Source organism: Hoeflea sp. 108 (assembly GCF_000372965.1).
Classification (GTDB): Bacteria; Pseudomonadota; Alphaproteobacteria; order Rhizobiales; family Rhizobiaceae; genus Aminobacter.
This window is the reverse complement of record NZ_KB890024.1, coordinates 1769847-1790370: the sequence shown is the minus strand read 5'-3', so window position 1 is coordinate 1790370 and position 20524 is coordinate 1769847. Positions and strand designations below refer to the sequence as shown.

At 64.5% G+C, this 20524-nt stretch carries 14 protein-coding genes; 11 read left to right on the top strand and 3 right to left on the bottom strand.

The window, feature by feature from the left end:
- The first annotated feature begins 38 nt into the window (after positions 1-38).
- The 8 genes from tssK to B015_RS0108590 are packed head-to-tail and all read left to right on the top strand — an operon-like array spanning position 39 to position 10913.
- The gene (gene tssK, locus B015_RS0108625; protein WP_018427286.1) at positions 39-1373 is read left to right on the top strand and encodes a type VI secretion system baseplate subunit TssK; all 1335 of its coding nucleotides are present in this window, start codon (positions 39-41) and stop codon (positions 1371-1373) included.
- Between the two features lie 4 nt (positions 1374-1377).
- Complete coding sequence (icmH, locus tag B015_RS0108620) at positions 1378-2703, top strand: type IVB secretion system protein IcmH/DotU (RefSeq protein WP_018427285.1); 1326 nt, start codon at positions 1378-1380, stop codon at positions 2701-2703.
- A 3-nt stretch (positions 2704-2706) separates the two neighbouring features.
- Positions 2707-6243 (top strand): type VI secretion system membrane subunit TssM, encoded by a 3537-nt coding sequence (tssM, locus tag B015_RS0108615; RefSeq protein WP_018427284.1) that lies wholly within the window; start codon positions 2707-2709, stop codon positions 6241-6243.
- Positions 6225-6776, top strand: coding sequence for a type VI secretion system-associated protein TagF (gene tagF, locus B015_RS0108610; RefSeq protein ID WP_018427283.1), 552 nt, complete (start codon positions 6225-6227; stop codon positions 6774-6776). Before tssM (B015_RS0108615) ends, tagF begins: the two co-directional genes overlap by 19 nt.
- Positions 6776-7882, top strand: coding sequence for a DUF2169 domain-containing protein (locus B015_RS0108605; protein WP_018427282.1), 1107 nt, complete (start codon positions 6776-6778; stop codon positions 7880-7882). The genes tagF and B015_RS0108605 overlap by 1 nt, the downstream gene beginning before the upstream one ends.
- Positions 7879-8904 carry a beta-ketoacyl synthase N-terminal-like domain-containing protein gene (locus B015_RS0108600; RefSeq protein ID WP_018427281.1) on the top strand — a complete coding sequence of 342 codons (1026 nt, stop codon included), beginning with the start codon at positions 7879-7881 and terminating at the stop codon, positions 8902-8904. The genes B015_RS0108605 and B015_RS0108600 overlap by 4 nt, the downstream gene beginning before the upstream one ends.
- On the top strand, positions 8901-9983 hold the full coding sequence (locus tag B015_RS32480) for a PAAR-like domain-containing protein (protein ID WP_018427280.1): 1083 nt from the start codon (positions 8901-8903) through the stop codon (positions 9981-9983). Before B015_RS0108600 ends, B015_RS32480 begins: the two co-directional genes overlap by 4 nt.
- Positions 9984-10013: 30 nt before the next feature.
- The gene (locus B015_RS0108590) at positions 10014-10913 is read left to right on the top strand and encodes a hypothetical protein (RefSeq protein ID WP_198292850.1); all 900 of its coding nucleotides are present in this window, start codon (positions 10014-10016) and stop codon (positions 10911-10913) included.
- Positions 10914-10928: 15 nt separating this feature from the next.
- On the opposite strand, the gene B015_RS0108585 is transcribed toward B015_RS0108590, so the two are convergent.
- Genes B015_RS0108585 through B015_RS0108575 form a run of 3 tightly spaced genes read right to left on the bottom strand, consistent with a single transcriptional unit; the run spans position 10929 to position 14026 of the window.
- The gene (locus B015_RS0108585) at positions 10929-11264 is read right to left on the bottom strand and encodes a hypothetical protein (RefSeq protein WP_018427278.1); all 336 of its coding nucleotides are present in this window, start codon (positions 11262-11264) and stop codon (positions 10929-10931) included.
- Positions 11264-11689 carry a DUF6484 domain-containing protein gene (locus tag B015_RS0108580; RefSeq protein ID WP_018427277.1) on the bottom strand — a complete coding sequence of 142 codons (426 nt, stop codon included), beginning with the start codon at positions 11687-11689 and terminating at the stop codon, positions 11264-11266. The genes B015_RS0108585 and B015_RS0108580 overlap by 1 nt, the downstream gene beginning before the upstream one ends.
- A 9-nt stretch (positions 11690-11698) precedes the next feature.
- Positions 11699-14026, bottom strand: coding sequence for a type VI secretion system Vgr family protein (locus B015_RS0108575; RefSeq protein ID WP_018427276.1), 2328 nt, complete (start codon positions 14024-14026; stop codon positions 11699-11701).
- Positions 14027-14231: 205 nt separating this feature from the next.
- Between B015_RS0108575 and tagH the strand changes: the two genes are divergently transcribed.
- From tagH to tssM (B015_RS0108560), 3 genes are all read left to right on the top strand, one after another.
- Positions 14232-15296, top strand: a complete 1065-nt coding sequence (gene tagH, locus B015_RS0108570; RefSeq protein WP_018427275.1) for a type VI secretion system-associated FHA domain protein TagH — start codon at positions 14232-14234, stop codon at positions 15294-15296.
- 165 nt (positions 15297-15461) lie between these two features.
- Positions 15462-16907: a type IVB secretion system protein IcmH/DotU gene (gene icmH, locus B015_RS0108565; RefSeq protein WP_018427274.1), complete on the top strand. Its 1446-nt coding sequence runs from the start codon at positions 15462-15464 to the stop codon at positions 16905-16907.
- Positions 16904-20452: a type VI secretion system membrane subunit TssM gene (tssM, locus tag B015_RS0108560; RefSeq protein ID WP_018427273.1), complete on the top strand. Its 3549-nt coding sequence runs from the start codon at positions 16904-16906 to the stop codon at positions 20450-20452. The genes icmH (B015_RS0108565) and tssM (B015_RS0108560) overlap by 4 nt, the downstream gene beginning before the upstream one ends.
- Positions 20453-20524: the final 72 nt, after the last annotated feature.

The following is a 20524-nucleotide window of genomic DNA, read 5'->3' as shown; positions in this document are numbered from 1 at the left end:
GGGCCGCGTGGAAACCTGTTCGACGCAGTGGGTGGCGCATGACCGATGCAAACAGAGTGCTCTGGTCCGAAGGGCTGTTCCTGAGGACGCAGCATTTCCAGCAACAGGACCGCTTCCTCGAAGCGTCGGTCCGCGGTGCGCTGCAGGCCGGCCAGCTCCAGACCTTCGGCTTCCGGTCGCTGGTGCTCGATCCTGCCCTGCTCGAAGCCGGACAGGTGGCGATCACTTCGGCGCGGGGCATCTTTCCCGACGGCACGCCATTCTCCATCCCCGACACGATGGACCCGCCGAAGCCGATCGCCATCACTGCCGAAATGGGCGCAGGCGCGATCCTTGTCGCGCTGCCGCTCGAACCGTCAGGCGGCGTCGGCTTCGATCCGGCACATGTCGAGGCAAGCGGCGCCCGCTATCGTGGCCGCATCGTCACCGTCCGCGACGCCGTCCAGGGCGGTGCCGATCCTGAGGAAATAGAGATCGCCCGCCCGCAGGCGATCCTGCTCGCTCCCGGCAAGGCCGTCGGCGGCTACACGGCGTTGCCCATCACCGAGATCAGGGGGCTCCGTGCAGATGGCGGCGTGGCCGTCGACGAGACATTCCTGCCGCCCACTCTCGCGACGGGCGCAGTCGCCTGGTACGCGCAGTTGCTTTTGGAGGTGATCACCGGCCTCGACCAGATCGCTGAGGCGCATGCAAAAATGGTGCTCGGCGGACCCGGACGCAGCGTCGAGGACCTGATGATGCTGCATCTCGCCAATGCCGCGCGCCCTCGCCTCGCCCACATGCTGGCGCAGGACATCTTCCATCCAGCCGATCTCTACATGGAACTGGCGGGCCTTGCTGGCTCGATGGCGACCTTCGGCTCGAGCTCGCGGCGGCTGGCCGAGCTGCCGGCCTACGATCACATGGCGCCTGGACCGTCTTACCTGGCTCTGGCGGATACGCTGCGGTCGCTCATCCTCAGCCTGCGTTATGTCGAGCCGAAGTCGCGCGCTCTGCCGGTGATGCGACACGCCACCAATGTCTGGAAAGTGCGCATCGACAATCCCAAGGTGCTCGTCTCCAGCCGCATCGTCATCCGCGTCGGCTCCGAGCTTTCGGAAGACGCCCTGCGCAAGATCTTCGTCAACCAGGCGACCGTCGGCGCCGCCAGCGAGTTCGAGGGCCTTTGGAAGTCGCGCCTGCCCGGCATCCCGCTGAAGCCGTTACACTCTCAACCGCGCGAAATTCCCTATGACGGAGACCGGTTGTGCCTCGAGCTCGACCAGAAGAGCGAACACTGGGCCTCGCTGCTCGACGCACCGGGCTTCGTCATCGGCGTTTCGGGCGTGCTGCCGAGCGAGCCACAGGTCGACTGCTACTCGGTGAACAGGTGACGCGATGAGCCAGGACGATCCTTTCGGCCTGTCGGAGGATCGTGAGCGGACCCGCATCCGTATGGTCGGCTCGCCGATGCAGCGCATGGCTCTCACACCAGGTCCGGCGGTGCCGCTGCAACGGGCCCGGGCGCATCCCAACAAGCTGGTCGACGCGTTCTCGGCCCTGCTCGAATTTGCGCCGGAACTCGAAAACGCGTTGCCGCCCGACAATCCCGAGACGTTGCGCACCCGCCTGCTCGAAGAGCTGGTCAGAGCCCGTGATGCGGCCGTTGCATCCGGATCGTCGCTCGACAGGGCCGACCAGGCCGCCTGGTCGGTTGCAGCCCTGCTCGATGATCTTGCGCTGAACACGCCATGGGGCGGTGCAAGCGCCTGGCCGCGCCAGCCGCTTGTGGTGATGCTGCGCGGCGACGTCGATGCGGGCTCTCAGTTCTTCTCACGATTGGAGGAGCTCGAGCGGCATCCCAACCGCGACCGGGAATTGCTTGAGCTCCAGTATCTTTGCATGGCGCTCGGCTTCCGCGGCAAGTTCCGCATTCCCGGACGTGCCGGCGATCGCTCGATCAACGCTGTCCGGGTGGCCGCAGCCCGCTTCCTGCGCGACGCCGATGCAACGGATGCGCCCCTGTCGCCCAACTGGAGAGGCGTTGTCGCCTCCGACGAGCCGCAGCGTTTCGTCATCCCGATCTGGGTGATGGGCGTCATCGCAGCGGTGGCAGCGACCGGCATCTACATTGCCTTGTCGATGGCGTTGAGCAACCAGGCGACGCAACTGCCGGCGCTGGTACGGGCGCTGCCGCCGGCCGATCGCGCCGAAGTCCTGCGCACCGCTCCGCAATCCGAAGCACCGGCGCCGGTGCAAAAAGTCGATTTCGCCCTGCTGCCGGAATTCGCCGCCGCCGCCCCGGAGAGCCTGAGACCGGCACTGAAGGGCGCCGAAAGCGTTTCGCTCGCCCGCCTCGTGATCCAGGCGACGAACCCCGAACTGTTCCAGTCGTCGCGGGCGGAACTGACCGACGGTTTCGAGCCTCTTATCGTCTCCATCGCCAAGGTGATTCACGAGAACGAGGAGTTGATCGGCAATGTCACCGTCGTCGGCCACACCGACGGCATCCCCCTTCAGCGCACCAATCCGCTGTCGACCAACCAGCGCCTGTCGGAAGCACGCGCAGCAACCATCGCCGACCTTTTGGTCCAGAACGGCGTGCCTGCCGACCGCGTGCGCTCTGAGGGGCGGGCCGCAACCGACCCGGTCGCCGATGACGACACGCGCGAGGGCCGCGCGCTCAACCGGCGCGTCGAAGTGCTGGTCGAAAAGAGGCTGTGACAGATGTTCATCCTGCGCTTCCTCTGGTCGGTGCTGACGTCGCGGTGGCTCTGGACGCTGATCGGGCTGGCGCTCCTGTCGCTCATCATCTGGATCTTCGGGCCAATCGTCGCTGTCGGCCGCAGCTTCCCCTTCGCCTCCGAGACAGTCCGCATCGGCATCATAGCCGGGCTCGTCATCCTCTGGCTGATCTGGCTCATCATAGCCCAGCGACGTGCCATCCGTGCCAACAGGATGTTCGTGGCCGAGATCGCCGCCCCGCCGGTGGAAAAGCAGCTCACCCCCGGCGAGGAAAGCGTGGCAGCCGTCAGCGCCAAGTTCCAGCAGTTGATGGACGAGCTGAAGCGGCGCAAGCTCGGCGGCCGCAAGTTCCTGCGCGACATGCCCTGGTACGTCATCGTCGGGCCTCCGGCCACCGGCAAGACAACGGCACTGCGCCAGTCGGGTCTCAATTTTCCGATCGACCTCACCGACGATCTGCACGGCGTCGGTGGCACGCGCAACTGCGACTGGTTCTTCGCCGAGAATGCGGTGCTGATCGATACCGCCGGCCGCTACGTCCAGCAGGAGAGCCAGCCCGACGTGGACGCCGTCGAGTGGCTCGGGTTCCTCGACCTGCTGAAGAAGCACCGCGGCCGCCGCGCCCTGAACGGTGTCATCGTCACCCTGTCCATCGACGCTTTGTCCGAAGGCGACGAGGCGATCAAGGCGCATGGGCGCAAGATCAGGCGACGGCTGGCCGAGCTGAACGAGCGCCTCGAAATCCGTCTTCCCGTCTATCTGATGCTTACCAAAGCCGACCTGATCAAGGGCTTCGAAGCCTATTTCGGCGGGCTGTCGACGACGGCACGCGAACAGGTCTGGGGCGCCACCTTCGCACCCGACGCGCGCGTCGACAGCAAGATGGTGGCGGCGGAAATCTCGACGCTGGCACGCAGCCTCGAGCAACGGATGGTTCCCCTGCTCGAGGGCGAGGACAGCCTCGCCCGGCGCGCCGAGATATTCCGGTTCCCGGCGCAGGTGAACAGCCTGGCCGAGCCCATCCGGCTGCTTGCCGAGACGATATTCGGCGAAAGCCGCTATGAGGACAGCGCCTGGCTGCGCGGCGTCTACCTCACCTCTGCCACCCAGGAGGGCGCTCCCATCGACCGGCTGACGGCAGCACTGTCGTCGTCCTTTGGTCTCCCGCCGCAGCGGGCGATAGTGCAGCAACGGGTCGAACGGCGCAGCTTCTTCCTCAAGAACCTGCTCACCGAAGTGATCTTCAAAGAAGCCGGTCTCGGCGTCTTCGACCCCTTTGCGCAGCAACGTCGGACCTGGATCTGGCGCGGTGCGGCGGCCGCTTCGGCAGCGGCCGTGCTGATTGCCGCCACGATCTTCGGCCTTTCCTATTACGACAGCCGCAACGCCATCACCGCCCAGGCCAGCCAGTTCGAGACGCTGCAGGCGCCGCTTGCCCCCTTCGCCGCCAGCCCCGCACCGGTCGACGCTCCCGATATCGACGCAGCCCTCGCGGCCATGACCGAGGTCGTCAACGCCCGGACGGTTCCTCCATCAGGTATGCGCGACCTGATTGGACCAAGTGCTTCGCCTGACCTGCTGCGCGCCCAGACCGACGCCTACGACCATGCCCTGCGCAACATCCTTGAACCGCGGATGGTGGCGTTGCTGGAGACCACCATGTGGCGGCAGGTACGTGATCCCGAATTCATGCTCGGCGCGCTCAAGACGTACCGCATGATGACCGGCCTGTCGCAGATGGACACCGACTTCGCCCAGGACTGGTGGGTCAACAAGCTGCCGGAGTTCGCGCCCATCGCCCCCTTCCCGACGCCCGATGCCGAGGAACACCAGCTGGCCGCAATCAGCCGGATGGCGGTCGACGACAGCTACGTCCAGCCCGACCAGGCACTGGTCGCAGAGGCGCTGAAGAGCGTCTGCACCATCTCGCTGCCGGCCCGCGCCTACAAGCAATTGCTGGCCGATCCTGCCGTCGCCGACCTCAAGGAATGGATCCCCGCCAACTTCGCCGGGCCTAACGGCCCGAAGGTCTTTGCCCGCCGCTCCGACAAGACCCTGCGCGTTGGCCTGCCGGGCGCCTTCACCTACGCCGGTTTCCACGACGCGGTGCTCGACCGGGTCGAGGACGTCGCCGGCCAGGCGGCGCTCGACCGGGCCGTCTTCGCCGGCGGTTGCGAGGAAAACGCCGAGACCTCGGTGTCGGCGCTGTCACAGGATATCCTCAAGCTCTACTATGAGGATTTCATCGCCCAATGGGACAGCCTTCTCCGCGACATCAGGCTCGCCCAGCTCACCGACCTTAATGTCGCAAGCCAGAACCTGAAGGACCTGTCGAGCGCGGATTCGGCACTGAAGCGGCTTGTCACTGCCGTAGTCCACGAGACAGACCTGACGCGCTCCGACGAAGCACCCGCTGACGACAAGGCCGGCTCCAAGGGCGCGTCCAAAATCCTCGGCAAGCTTGGCAAGATCGGCAAGCTCGCAAAGACCGGTGCAAAGCTGTTGCCTCGGGCCGGCTCCGCCGACGAGGTCGACATGACCGGCTCTCTGGTCGCCGACCACTTCAAGCCCCTGAAGGGTGCGGTTGCCGAGGTCGATGGCCAACCACCTGCGCTCGACGCCGCGGTCGTGGCTCTCACCGCTTTGTCGAACGTGCTGCAGACGGTGACCGCCAATCCCGATCCGCAAGATGCGATCAAGAAACAGGGCGGCCTGGCCGAACTCACCGGTGCGGTGGCGCGTCAGGCCCAGATCTTGCCCGACCCGATCGACGACTGGCTCGGCGGCATTGCCGGCGACACCAGCGGCCTCACCGAAAAGGCGGTCACCTCGGAACTCAACGCCATCTGGCGCGCCGACATCCTGCCTTTCTGCCAGGCTGCCCTGACCGACCGCTATCCGTTCAGCCCGGCCAGCGCCGTCGATGTCAACGTGCGCGACTTTGCCCGGCTCTTCGGCCCCGGCGGCCTGATCGACGCCTTCACCAACGACCACCTGATCGCTTATGTCGACACCGCCACCCAACCGTGGAAATGGCGCGCCGACATGGGTCTCGACTCCTCCGCACTTGCCGCCTTCGAGCAGGCCCGGCGCATTCGCGACGACCTCTTTCCCGGTGGCAGTGGCCCGGTCATGAACTTCACCCTAGAGCCGAAGGACCTCTCGCCTTCGGTGTCGCGCATGACGCTGAATCTCGATGGCCAGACGCTCGCCTATTTCAACAACGCCACGCGCCCGCAGCCCATGACATGGCCGGGCAAGGACGGCACCGGCGCTATCTCGCTCGCCTTCCAGCCGATCGATGGTTCGCCCGAGGTGATCGTCAACGAGACCGGAAGCTGGGCCTGGCTGCGCCTGCTGATGAACGGCCGCTTCGCCGCGACCCCACTCCCCGACGTCTACAAATTGCGGCTCGGGGCCAACAATTTCTATGCCGATTTCGAGCTCAAGGCATCGAGCGTCGAGAACCCCTACAATCTGCAGATGTTCAAGAGGTTCACATGCCCCCAGAACATCTGAACACACATCTGAGCACGGGCTTCTACGGCAAGATCGCCGCCACCGGTGACTTCGTCGGCCGCGGGCTGCCAGGGAGTTTTGTCCGGGCGTGGGACCGGTGGGTGGCGGCTCACCTCGCCCCGCTGCAATCGTCAGGCGCCTGGCCCGATCACCTGGCCCTGCGCTTCATCCTCGGCCCAGATGCCAACGGGCCCATGGCCGGCATCATCCTGCCCAGCCACGATCGCGCCGGCCGGCGTTTTCCGCTGACCGTGGCTTCTCCGGTGTCGTTCCCCACCAGCAGCCTTGCATTGACCGCCGCAGAATGGTTCGCCGACGCCGAGGATGTTGCCGACGCGGCGCGCCAGGGCGAGCTTTCAGCCGACGAGTTTGCCGGAGCATTGGCCGAGCTGCCCTTTCCCGAAATCCATGCAGAAGGCGCCCCCGTCTTCGGCATCGCACTCTGGACAAACGGGACCCTCCCGGTCGAGGTCGCTCCGGACCACCCAGTCAGGGCACTCGAACCACTGTTGGTCAACCGGGGTGCCGCCTGATGCAGATCTGGAACCAGACGGGCTATCTGCATCAGTTCACCGCTGCAACCGACGTCGCGGGGCACGACTGGCTGGTCGTCGTGGTGAAGGCAACCTTCGACTTTCCCGACAAACCCGGCGGCGAGGTTCGTAAGTCTGCGCAGCAAACTCCTCTGGTCTTTGCCGACACCCAGACAGGCGAGCCGGGATATTCGGCAGCCCTGTGGGAAACCGATTTCGCCTTCCGCAAGCCACGCTGCGACATCATCGCCAATGGCTTCGCCCATGCCCCAGGCGGCAGGCCAACCGAGCGTGTGCCGGTTGGAATCAAGGTCGGTAACTGGTCGAAGCTGTTCGAGGTGTTGGGCCACCGCGAATGGCGCGCCATCGGCCCGGTCTTCACCGCAACGTCACCGCAGCCGTTCCTGAAGATGCCGATCAGCTACGACAATGCCTGGGGCGGCGTCGACAAGCTCGACCCTGCCGACAAGATGCCGGGTGTCTACGTCGCTAATCCAGTCGGCACCGGCTGGTCGCGCACCAAAAACCAACGCCTTATCCCCGGCCTGCGCCTGCCCAACACGCAGAAGGTCGGTGAGGAAATCCGCTCGCCCTTCGGCGACTACACGCCGATGAGCTTCGGTCCGATGGGACGCGGCTGGCCCGGACGCATCGAATATGGCGGCACCTATGACGACAACTGGACCAAGAATGTCTTCCCGTTCCTGCCGCCGGATTTCGACGAGCGTTACTTCCAGATGGCTCCGTCCGATCAGCAGATCGACCATCCGCGTGGTGGGGAAGAGGTGCAATTGGTAAACTTGACACCGGAGGGACGTGTCAGCTTCCGCTTGCCCGACACGTCGTTGCCGATGACCCTGTTCAGGGACAACGCCAAAGTAGTCGACACGCGCGTTCTGCCTGACACCATCCTGTTCGACCCGGAGCGCCGACGATTCTCGCTCGTCTGGCGCCTGTCGCACAGGCTCCAACGTACGATCCTGGATTTCTCCGAGTGCTGGGTCGGCGAGCCGACCCCCGGCATGCTGCTCGCCCGGGCAACCGGCAAGCGTTACGTCAGGAAGTTCGGCATGCCATTGCGCGACGACGGTTCGGAGGCGGCATGAGCGCCATCCTCGACATCATCTCGATTGGCATGGTGACAGCGGTCGGGCTCGACGCCCCATCCGCTTGCGCCGCCATGCGGGCGCGGCTGGACGGCTTCCAGGAGACTCGTTTCCTTGGCTCGCCCGAAGGCTGGTTGACTGGCGCGCCAGTACCCCTGCCGCGCAACTGGATCGGCGAAAAACGTCTCGCCCACCTGGCGGCAGGGGCCATCGTCGAAGCCTATGAAGGCACGCCCGAGGCGCGTGGCCAGACAGCGCTGCTGCTCTGTCTCCCGGAGGAGGGCCGGCCCGGCCGCTCGGTGCGCGACAGTTCGGCCTTGATGAGACGCATCGGCGAGATCATCCAGATCGCGCCACACAGCCAATCCCGTATCATAGCGCACGGACGCCCGTCGGGACATGTCGCCTTCGACCATGCCCGCAGGCTGCTGACCTCGGGGGATGTACCTTACGTGATGGTGGCCGGCGTCGACTGCTACCTGACTGCGCCGACGATCTCCCACTATCTCGGTGAGCGACGCCTGCTGACCGCGGACAATGCTAATGGTTTCATCCCAGGCGAGGCCGCCGCCGCGGTTTTGTGCCGGCGGTCGGGCAGCGGAGGCTTCCAACTGTTCGGGCTCGGCCTCGCGCGCGAACAGGCCTCGATCTACAACGCGAAGGACCTGCCGCTGCGAGCGGACGGAATGACGGCCGCCTACGACATCGCCTTTCGCGAGACCGGTATCGACATGAACCGTCTCGGCTACCGCATCTCGGATCTTGTCGGTGAACAATACTGGTTCAAGCAGACGGCGCTGGCCTCGATCCGACTGTTGCGGGGGCGACACGAGTTCCAGGACCTGTGGTCGCCGGCGGAAGCGCTGGGCAACATCGGCGCGGCCGCCGTTCCTGTCATGGTGGGTATGGCATGGATGGCGGCGGCCAAGGGCTATGCTGCCGGTAATCCGGTGCTCATCGAGGCCTCCTCGGATGACGGCGCGTGCGGTGCCGCCGTCTTCGCCTCGAGGAGGGCGGCATGACGGTCTACGCCAACGGCCTCGAGGTGGCCTGCAAGGTGCAGGCCAACAAGATCATCGCAGCCTTCCCCTATGTCTGCTTCACGCCGCCTCAGACACCGGCGACACCGCCCGGTGTGCCCGTGCCCTACCCCACCTTCAGCATGGATGACGACACCGACAGCGGCACAAGCACGGTTAAGATCGGCGGCAAGACCGTCACCCAGAAGAACAAATCTTACTACACGAAGTGCTCTGGTAACGAAGCCGGCTGCGCACCGAAGAAGAACATCATCACTTCGGTGAACCGCGGCAAGGAATACGCCCACGCCTGGTCCGGTGACGTCAAGATGGATGGCGAACCGATCAGCCGCTTCTCAGATCTCGGCTCCAACGATCACGCCTCGCCGACAGCCGGCGGGATGCCCATACTGAGGGTTGCGACGGCAACAGCGGATAACTTCAAATGCAGCATGCTCGGGATAAAGCCGTACGATCAACTGGAGTGCGACCCGGGTTACGAGAAGGAGCACACCACCGAGGTCCGGTTTTTCACGGTCCAGGGTGTGCGCGACCTGACGCTCGATTGCTGCAAGGACTATGACGAGCAGAAGGCGCCATGCATCTGCATGAAGGCCAAGTGGATGCCGGGCGAGGCCGCGAAGGCGAGGAAGGCCGGCTACAAGGGCAAGAAGGTCCTCGGCAAGAAAGGCAAGACTGGGCACAATCTCAAGACCCAGGACGCGGCCAAGTGGATCAAGGACAACGAGAGCGGCAAGCTCGGGGATTTCAACGACGTCTGCGTCAACGCCACCGTCAAGCACATGAAGGACCCAGAGATTCCGAAGGAGATTCGCGCGCAGGTCGCGAAATGCCTCAAGGACAAGAACGCCGACTACCAGAAGAAGAACATCAAGTCCGACGACGTGAAGGAAAAGACGCGGTGCCACGGATCGTGCCCGAAGGCGCAGGACCAGGCGAAGAAGGCCGCGAAGGCGCGCAAGAAGCTGAAGGACGCCGCCGTGAAAGCTGGCAAGGATCCGAAGAATGTGACTGTCACGGCAGACGATGTTGGAGAGTCCAGCAAGGAATGCCCCAAGTGAGGTGGTTGCGAGATGGCCGGAAAGCTGACCATGACCAAGGACGAGCTCGAAGACTTCATCGATGACGATGACACCACGATCGAATGCATCCAGGTAGCGCCGATGGGCGGCGGCAAGGTCGCGATCCTCTATCTGCTGAGCAACTCCGACTATGATCCGACGGTGTCCGTGATCTTCGTCGTCGACGACTTCAACCCGAAGACTGCGAAAGGCGTGCTCGTCACGTCGGAGTGGTTGACCTCGCTTTCGGCGTCGCCGTCCGGCGAGTTGTTCGCGCTGGAGGCAACCGTCTGGGTATGGCGCTATGCCGGCAGCGAATGGACACGCGACCGGGTCGGCGACGTAAGCTTCCGCCAGGTCTGGGCAGCTGGCCCGAGCGGCCCGATGATGGCCGGGTCCGAGGGCGTCGCTGTCCGGCTGGTCGGAACCGACTGGCAGCGCATCACGCCGATCAACGACGTCGAGTACATGGACCTGCACGGCGACGCCAGCAATGGCATCTGGGTGTGCGGCGATTCCGGCAGCGTGCACAAGCTGGCCGGCTCGACCTGGCAGGCGCTCGAGCTGCACAGGCAGGACCACTTCTACGGCATCGACGTCGCCGGAGACGGCACCATTAGAGTGGCCGGCGGGGATGGTGTGTGCCTGCGCATCGCCAACGAAGAAGTTATTGAAATCGAGCCCGCCGACAGCACCACCCATCTCGCTGTGCGGACTTTCAAGGGCAAGGCATATTGGGGCGACGAAGGTGGCCTCGGAGTCGAGGAAGGTGACAAGATCGCGCTCCTCGATGTCGACATCGGCACGGCCTCCGATCTCCGGACGGACGGGGAATTCCTCTATGTCGCAGGCGTCGACGCTTGGCGCTTCGACGGCAAGACGTGGAAGTCGCTTGCACTCGAATACCGCAACGGCTTCAGGCTGGTCTGATCGTTCTCCGGACCTTCACACGCCGTTGGCCGCGAGAAAGGCCCTTACCTTTTCGACGTCCAGTTCCCTGATCGTCTTTGGCGCGCCGGTCTGCAGCATCCTGAGCACGAACAGCTCCCCGGCCTCCGGGTACGCCGCATGTATCTCCTCGGCGATCTTCCGTCCGGCCTCGCCGGCGACGCGCAAGCCGTCGATATGTGCGTCGAGCCGTTCGACCAGCCGGGCCAGCCGCTCTTCGTCCATGTCGGGGTTCTCATCCGGATGCAACAGGTGGCGGTCGTAGACGGTCCACAGGAACGCCGCCATTTCCGCATGCTGCCGGATGATTTCGCGCAGGACGATCTTTGGCATCAGTTTAGATTGATGGAGCCGCCACGGATGCGATTGGCAGCGCTGGCGTGGCTGGTCACATAGGTGCCACGGATGGTGATATGGCCATCCTTGTCCATGATGATCGTGGCCTTGCCACAGCGCAACTCGATGCGCTCCTCGCCGATGATCTGGACACGCTTGCCGTCCCTGAAGACCTGAGGCGCCTTGGCCTTGCGGATCGGGTCAACGATGCGCCCGACGATCAGCGGCCGGCCGACGTCGCCGTTTTCGAAGAGCAACGCCACCTCTGCGCCTATCATGTCGGAGCTCAATTCGGTCAGGCTGCGCGCCCGGATTGCGGTCTCCTGGGCATTGCCTGGGAAGACGACAAGCGGCGCCTCTCCGTCGAAACCCAGGAGCATGCCGATTACCACACCTTCCACACGCTTCAACGTCCTGGTCATCTCACCCCCTCAGTTCTGCTTGATTTCCGAGCCTTTCATGGTGATGTCGCTCGACGCCTTGACATTGATCTTGCCCGATCCCTTGATGCTGATGTCCTTGCCTTCGATGGTGATCGTTCCATCCTTCTTCATGGTGAGGGTCGAGGCGCCGCACTTCAGCGCGATTGCATCGCCGGCCTCGATCAGGAACGTCTTGCCGACGTTCATCTTTCCGTCCTCGCCGATCTGGACCATGCTGGCCTTGGCGATCCTGAGTTCGAAAGCACCGCCGATCTTGGTGCCATCGTCCTTGGCGATTTCGGTGCGCCGACCCGCTCCGATCTGGCTCTTGTGATCCTTGGCGACGTTGAACGTCTGCCCGCCGCCAACCGTCACATCCTGGTTCGATGCGATGTTCCAGCTGTCGCTTGCCCCGATCTGATGGGTCTGGGCAGCTCCCACGGTGACCGCGCGCGTGGAGCCGATCGTGTTCGTCTGCGCCGCGCCCACCGACCGTGTCTCCGTCGCGCCGACCGTATCGACACGCGCAGCCCCCACTGTGATCGCCTGGGCGATAGCCACCGTCTGCGCATGATTGGCGCCGATTGTCTCTGTCGAATTGGAGCCGATGCTGATTGTTTCGTTCGAGCCTACAGTCAGTGAACGATTGGAACCCACCGTCTCGGTATCGTTCGAACCAATATTCGTCGTCTGGTCGACGCCAACTTTAACCGTCTTGTTGTTGCCGACGTCCTCGTCGAGGTTGTGGCCGACCGAATGCTTGGCGTCATGGTCGATGCGGTCGGACTGATCGTGTTGCACGAGCTTGGTGCGGTCGTGCTTGATCAAAAGGTTGTGGTCCTTCTGGGCCTGGAAGTTGACCAGTTCCGAACCGGCCTTGTCCTCGAACATCAGCTCGTTGTAGCCGCCACCGCCCTTCGAGGAGTTCGATTTCCAGCCGGACTGCGTGGCGCTTCCCGGCAGGCCATAGGGCGGCATCTGCGAGGCGTTGTAGACGCGGCCGGTGATGATCGGCAGGTCGGGATCGCCCTCGATGAAGTCGACGATCACCTCCTGGCCGATGCGCGGGATCTGGATGAAACCCCAGTTGCTGCCGGCCCAGGTCTGCGACACGCGCACGAAACACGAGCTGTTCTGGTCCTTCTTGCCCTCGCGGTCCCAGTGGAACTGCACCTTCACCCGGGCATATTTGTCGGTGAATATCTCTTCGCCCGAGGGGCCGACCACGGTCGCCGTCTGCGGCCCGCGCATGATCGGCCGCGGCGTGATGCGCGGGGGCCGATATGGCAGGCTGGTCGGGGCTACGCCCAGAACCACGGTAAAACTCTCGCCGCCGGTCTCGACGCCGGTGTGATAGCCCGGGTCGAACACCCGGTACTCGGCGCTCACCACCAGATACTCTTCATTCTGGTCGTCCCGCGGAAACCCCTCCAGCTTGAACGTGCAGCCTGAAAACAGGCCGCGCACGGTTCCCGCCGCAGCGATGCGCTGGTGCACGGCCTGCAGCTCCTCGCGCCGGACGAGCGCAACGGCGTCACCGCGGCCGACGTCGAGATGGGCGCCGGGCTGGCGATAATTCTCGCCCGAGGCTTGCTTGTGGCCGAAGGCCTGGTCGGACTTGGCCATCAGGTCAGCGCCCGGCTTCTGGAAATCGTAGTCGGTGTGGGCATAAGCACCCGGGCGAACGGAACTGCCCGGCACCCATTCGGTGATGTACTCGACGTCGCGGCGCGCCCCACGGCCTTCGAAGTGGTAAGATACCTTTTCGTAGCCAGGCGCCGGCCTCAGCTTGTTCATCGCATCGGCGAGGATCAGCTTGTGCTCGCCATCGCCATGCTCGAAAAAGTACATCACCCCTTCATGCTCGAGCAGGCGCTGAACGAAATCGAGGTCGCTCTCGTCATACTGCACGCAATATTCGCGCGACGGATAGGAGCCCTGCAGCCGCTTCTCGAATTTCGCCACCCCATATTTCGAGAAGATCTTCTCGACGATCTCGATGGCCGTCATGTTCTGGAAGATGCGGCAATCGGTGGTGTTGCCGAGGAACCAGAGCCATGGCCGGACGGTGGCTTCATAATAGGCCAGCCGATCCTCGATGCGGGTGAGCCGGAAGTCCGAAACCAAGCCGCTGAACCAGCGTTCCGGCTTGGACTCGCCCTCAACCGACACGGAACCACCTAGCATCTTGAGCGGATCGATGTCGGGATCGCTGCTGGCGAAGCCAACCGTATAGGCAAAGCAGCGGCTGATCTCGTCGCGCCCCGCGAGATGGGTAAAGGTCAGCGCATCGCCACCGAGCGGTGTCCGAACGACTGTCGCACGATCGTTAGCCATGGCGTCGTGCCTCTCCAGGGGATCGCCGGACTTTCGCGGGGAGAGCTTAGCATAAGTCCTTTGGCCCTCCCAAGTGCTGCTTCTCAATGCTGGTAAACATGTGCACCAGAAATGGCTCTGTGCTCCGATACCGGCAAGCTGCTAGAATAAATGCGTGAATCTGACCGAGGCTTCTTGCGAGCTGGGACCTGGCGGGCAATTCCTGATGCTCATCAACCTGACCATCGAGAATGTCGACAGGCTGCCGGATGGCGGGCCGATCACCTTCAGTTCGAATGCCCGCAGCTTCGCCATCGGCCGCGACAGGCGCGACTGGAACCTGCCGGACCCCGACCTGTTCATCTCCGGCCTGCATTGCGAGGTGCGCTTCGACCATGGCGCCTTCTGGCTGCACGACGTCTCGCGCAACGGCACCTTCCTCAACGGCTCCGACCAGCGCATGAGCTCGCCCTATCGCCTTGCCGACGGCGACAGGCTCTGCATCGGGCGTTACATCGTGGCCGTGTCACTGGAGGACGCGGCACCTGCACCTCGCGCGCCCGACGCATGGGGCTTCGAACAGGCGCCGCCTCAGCGGTCCGACCCATTCTTTGGTGCAACGGCAGAGCAGATCGCGCCTAGGGCGCGACCGCAAGAGAGCCGAAACGCGGACCAGGCCCAAGCCATGCGGCCTACCCCGCCGCCTGCCGCAAGGCAGGTCGACACGGCGGAGCTGTTGCGCCTCATTGCCGCCGGCGCAGGGGTTTCGCCCGATGTCTTCCAGCAGCGCGATCCGCGCGACGTGGCGGCCGAGATCGGCTCGATCCTCCGACTGGTGGTGGACGAACTGTCCCAGATGCTGAAGGCGCGGGCCGCTGCCAAGGCTTTGGCCAAGAGCAGCCAGCGGACGATGATCGGCGGCGTGGACAACAACCCGCTGAAGTTCGTCCCGCATGCCGAAGAGATCCTCGACATCATGTTCACCAGGAAGCGTGCCGGGTATCTCGACGCGCGCCAGAGCGTCGAGGGGGCATTCCGCGACCTCAAGGCGCATGAGATCGCCACCTACGCCGCTATGCAGGCCGCCCTGTCGCGCCTTCTGGCCGAGTTGTCACCCGACGCCATCGAGGCGAAATCCCAGGGCGGCGCCTTCGTCTCCAAGAAGGGGCGAGCCTGGGATACGTTCGTGGCCACGTGGGACGCCCGCGAGGCGGCGCATGAAAACGGCATGCTCGACGTCTTCCTTGCCTATTTCAGCGAAGCCTACTCCAAGTCTTCGAACCAGAAATAGCAGGGCATTCGGCTTCCATTAGCCCTCCCACGCTCGCCCGGTTCCCTTGGACAAGGGCTTGCACTACCATGCTGGCTTCAGTGGCCGGGCGCGGAAAAAGCTGCCGCGCAGGACGTGTCAGCGACGGCGCGGCTGTGTTGCCGACGCGAGGGCGGGTGAGCGGCAATGGCTTCGAAGGACAATCCTTCCGGCTCTGGCGGCAGAACGATCGTCCGCGGCTCGCCGAGCCGTTCCGGCAGGCTTGAACCCGTGCCACCTGCCGACCCGACCATGGTCTACTCGGCCCCGGCGAATACCGGCACCATCATCTCGCAAACCAGGCCGCCGGCTGGCCGGCCATCGCCGAACAGTCCCAACGGTTCCACAGCTTCGAGCACCAGGCCAGACCTGCTGGAGAGCCTGCTCGACCTCGACTATCCGGTGTCCAACGGCGTGATGACAGCTGCCGCGCCGCTGCTGATGCTGCTCGGCCATCTGCGCTTGAAAGCTACCAAGCCAGACGCCGGCGAAGTCGGACGGCAATTGTCAGCCGCCTTAGATGAGTTTGATTGGAAGGCTGCCGAACTGGGTCTCGACGAAGACGATATCGGCATCGCCCGCTACGCGCTGTGCGAGACCGCCGACGACATCGCCAGGAACCTGCCTGGCATTGGCGCGGCCACGTGGGCGCCGCACAGTCTTCTGTGGCAGCACTATCAGGTCGAGACCCCAAGCAACGGCTTCTTCGACGCGCTGAACACCGTGCTGGCCGATCCGCAGGACCGCTGCGACCTGCTCGAACTGATGCACGCCTGCCTTTCGCTCGGATTTGAAGGGCCATATCGCGGCACGACGCGCGGCCAGAACCTCGAGCCGGTCCGCCGCGATGTCTATGACGCGATCCGCTATTTTCGCCCGATACAGGAAGGTTTGTCGCCGCGCTGGCAGCCGATGTCTATCGGACCGGCGCGCCCGCCGCGACGGATGCCCGCCTGGGCGTTCGCCGCAGCAGGCGTTGCATTGGTCGCCGGCGCCTTCTTCTGGATGCGGGCTAGCGTCACCGACGAAGGCGAGGCAGCGGCACAGCAGCTGCTGGCGCTCGTCCCGTCAACCCCTGTCGTCATCGAGCGGGCCGGCCTCGCGCCACCGGTCGTGGAAGAACAGCCCGCCCCGCAGCCCCAGACATCGCAGATCGAACGCATCCGATCCGCGCTCGCCGAGGACATCGCCAGCGGCGCGCTCAGCGTCGACACCAGAGGCGACTTCGTCGTCATCGATATCGACAACAGCCTGCTGTTCGACCCCGGCGCCGTGGAGGCCAAGCCTGATTTCGCCGCTGTTGCCAGCCGCATGGGTGCAGCCCTTGATAGCGAGCGTGGCCCGATCAGCATCGTTGGCCACACCGACAACATCAGGCCGCGTCCGTCAGGCCCTTTCAAGTCGAACCACGATCTGTCCTTGGCGCGGGCAGAGGCCGTCAAGAAACTGGTCGCCCCGACCCTGCAGGACCCTTCCCGCATCAGCGTCGACGGCAAGGGACAAGATGAACCGATTGCCGACAATTCGACACCGGAAGGCAGGGCGCGGAACCGACGGATCGAGGTGATGGTGCCCAGGGAGGAGACCCTGTGAGCCGGCGCGCCAGCCGACAGCGCACCTCCGCGCCGTCGACTGGCATCCTGCCGTTCGTCGCCAGTGTGGTCGCCTTCGTCGGGCTGGCCGCGGCCATCTGGTATGCCGGACCGTTGCTCGGGCTTGGAGATCAGCGCCCGCTGTCCTCCGTCAGCGTGCGCGCCGCGCTCATTGCAGCGGTCGCCATCGCGCTCGGCAGCTACTATCTGCATCAGGTGCTGCTTGCCCGCCGGGCCGAGAAGACCATGGAAGCCGCACTGGCCACCGGCACCCGGGGCGCCGACGCGGCGCTTTTGGAAAAGGGCATGCAGGATGCCCTCGCAGCGCTCAGGCGATCGGGTGGCCGGCGCAACTTCCTCTACGAGGTACCGTGGTACCTGATCATCGGGCCGCCTGGCGCTGGCAAGACAACTGCGCTGGCGAACTCCGGCCTGCCCTTCCCGCTCGCCGTTTCCGGCACGGCTCAATCGGTTCCCGGCGTTGGCGGAACGCGCAACTGCGACTGGTGGTTCACCGACGGCGCCGTCCTGCTCGACACCGCCGGCCGCTTCACCACGCAGGACTCCGATGCCGACCGCGACCGCAAGGGCTGGCTGGATTTCCTCGCGCTGCTGAAGAAGCACCGTGGTATCCAGCCGATCAATGGCGCGATCGTCGCCGTCAGCGTGGCCGACCTGCTGACCTGGGGTCAAAACGGACTTGACGCTCAGGCAAAGGAAATCCGCAATCGCCTGGGCGAGCTGCATGAGCGGCTGAAGATCGACTTCCCCGTCTATGTGCTGTTCACCAAGGCCGATCTCGTCAGCGGCTTCATGGAATTCTTCGGCGACTGCAGCGAAGCCGAACGCCAGGAGGTGTGGGGCACGACCTTCCAGCCGGCGGACAGGACGCGCAATCCGGCAGGCGATGCAACAGCCGAGCTCGAACAGTTGATCCGGCGCCTTTCGGAAAGCCTGCCCGACAGGCTGCAAGAAGAAACGGATCCTGCAGCCCGCATCGCCGCTTTCGGTTTCCCCGCGCAGATGTCTTGCCTGAAGGCGCACTGCGCCACGTTCCTGGGCGCCGTCTTCGATGGCGATCAACCTGCCGGCTACGCGCTCCGCGGCTTCTACTTCGCCTCCGGCACCCAGGAAGGCACGCCCGTCGACCGTATTCTCGGTGCCATCGGCAAGAGCTTCGGCCGCGACGCGCGCGACCAGCTATCGGGCACCGGCAAGAGCTTCTTCCTGCATGACCTGCTTGCCCGGGTGATTTTCGCCGAGGCCGGGTGGGTAACCTTCGACCGCAGTGCCGACCGCAGGCTCCGTCTGGTCAGGCAAGCCAGTATCGGCGCCGTCGTCCTTGCAACCTTGGCGGCGCTCGGCGCCCTGGGCACAAGCTTCAAGGCCAACCGAGACCTTGCGAAGGCAACGGCCGATGGAACGGAGACGATCCGCGCTTCGACGTCGCAACAACTCCAGGCAACCACGGTGACGGATACGGACCTGGAAACCGTGCTCGACGGCCTCGAAGGTATCAGGGGATTGCCGGCAGGCTACGACAACCGCGACCTACCGGTCTCGCCGAGGGAAATGCTCGGCATGGATCAACGCGCCAGGCTTGGGTCAGCCTCACAGGAGGCCTACCGCCAGGCCCTTGAGCGTCTGTACCGCCCGCGCCTGATGCTGCATCTCGAACAGCTGATCCAGGCAAAGCTGAGCGACCCGGCCAGCCTCTATGAACCGCTGAAGGTCTATCTGATGCTGGGGGGAAAGGCGCCCAAGTCCGACGACGAGATGATCGTCGCATGGATGAAGCGGGACTGGGAGCAGAACCGATACCCGGGTCCGCAGAACCGCGATGGCCGCCTCGCACTGGAAAAGCACCTGCGAGCCATGCTGGTGCTTGATGACGCCCACGACCCATCGGTCGAGATCGACCGTTCACTTGTCGAGGCCGCGCAGCGCTCGCTTGGGCGCATGACGGTCGCCGACCGAGCCGCGGCACTCATCGCCTCGGCGATGTCATCAGAGCAACCGCAGGATTTTGCGTTCGTCGCTGCCGGCGGCCCGGAAACGAAACTCGTCTTCGACACCGTCGACGGCAGCGACCTCGGAACCCTCCGCATACCGGGCATCTACACCAACAGCGGCTTCAACGACGTCTTCCTTACCCAACTGGCCGGAATTGCCAGCAGGCTTGCGGATGACCGATGGGTAATCGGCACGAGTGCCGAGCAGGGGGAGGTCGAGCAGCAACTGCCACGGCTTGGACCGGACCTGCTGGACCGCTACGACCGGGATTTCGCTGCCGCCTGGAACAGCGCACTCGAGCGGTTGAAGTTCCAGCCGATGGCTGCGGACAAACAGCAGTTCGTGGCACTTTCGGCAGCTGGCGCCCCCAACTCTCCCATCGCCAAGCTGTTCGAGGCGATCGCGCGCGAAACCGCACTTGCTCGGGCCAACGATGCCGCCGCCAGCGATCCGGCGCGATCCGACGGCCTAGCTCGGATCGGGATCGAACTGCAGGGCCGCAAGTCCAGTACCCGCGCCGGGTCGGCGCCGGCAGGCGGAGCGGCTGTCGTGCCTGGAGCCAGCGTGGCGGCACAGTTCCGCGCCTTCCAATTGCTGGTCGACGGTCGTCCAGGCCAGCGCCCTGTCGACGCGCTAGTCCAAAATTTCCGCGCCATCCACCAGAGCCTCACCATCGCCGCTGCCGCGCCAACCCGGACGGATCAGACCAGCGCCAACCTGCAGCTCCAGATCTCCAACCTGCGCGCCAACGCCTCGCGCGTACCGAAGTCCCTGCAGCGTATGATCCTTGCCGCGGCAGACGATTTCGAAGGCAATGCCGCCCGGGCCTCGCTCGAACAGATACGCCAGTCGCTCGCGGAGCTGGTCGCCGGCCCCTGCGAAGAAGCGCTCGCCAACCGCTATCCGTTCTCAGCAAGCAGCAGCGACGACCTGCCAATCGCCGACTTCACCCGCCTGTTCGGACCGGGCGGTCTGCTGGATCGCTACTTCGCCCAGAACCTTTCGCCATACGTCGACGTCTCCGGCCAGGACTGGACATGGAAGCAGGGCAACAGCCTTGATCGGGAACTCTCCGCAAGCGCCCTTAGGCCGTTCCAGTTGGCTGCCACGATCCGCGATGCCTTCTTCCCGCTCGGCGGCACGGCTCCGGCGCTCAACATCACTGTCACACCGTTTTCGCAGCACAATGACATCGACATGGCGCTTCTCAACGTCAACGGTCAGCTGGTGCAGAGCTACCAGACGGGCAATAGCCCTGTCGTCATCGTCTGGCCCGGCGCAGCGGCCACCGGCCAGGCGAGCATCAGCCTGACGCCGGAGTTGGCCGGGCGAGACTCCACTATGACCTTTGCTGGGCCATGGGCGTTGAAGCGGCTGCTGGACACTGCCACACCATCAGCCAAAGACGACAAGGTCGAGCTTCGCTTTGTCATCGGTGGACGCGACGTCACCTACACACTGCAAGCCAACTCTCCCGGGAATCCTTTCTCATTGCCGGCGCTTTCGTCCTTCGTCTGCCCCAAGACCCTTTGAGCGGAGGCCGTTCATGGGTCAGCTTGATTTCGGTGTTCTAACGTCCGCCCCTGTGGCAGACTGAAAAAGTAA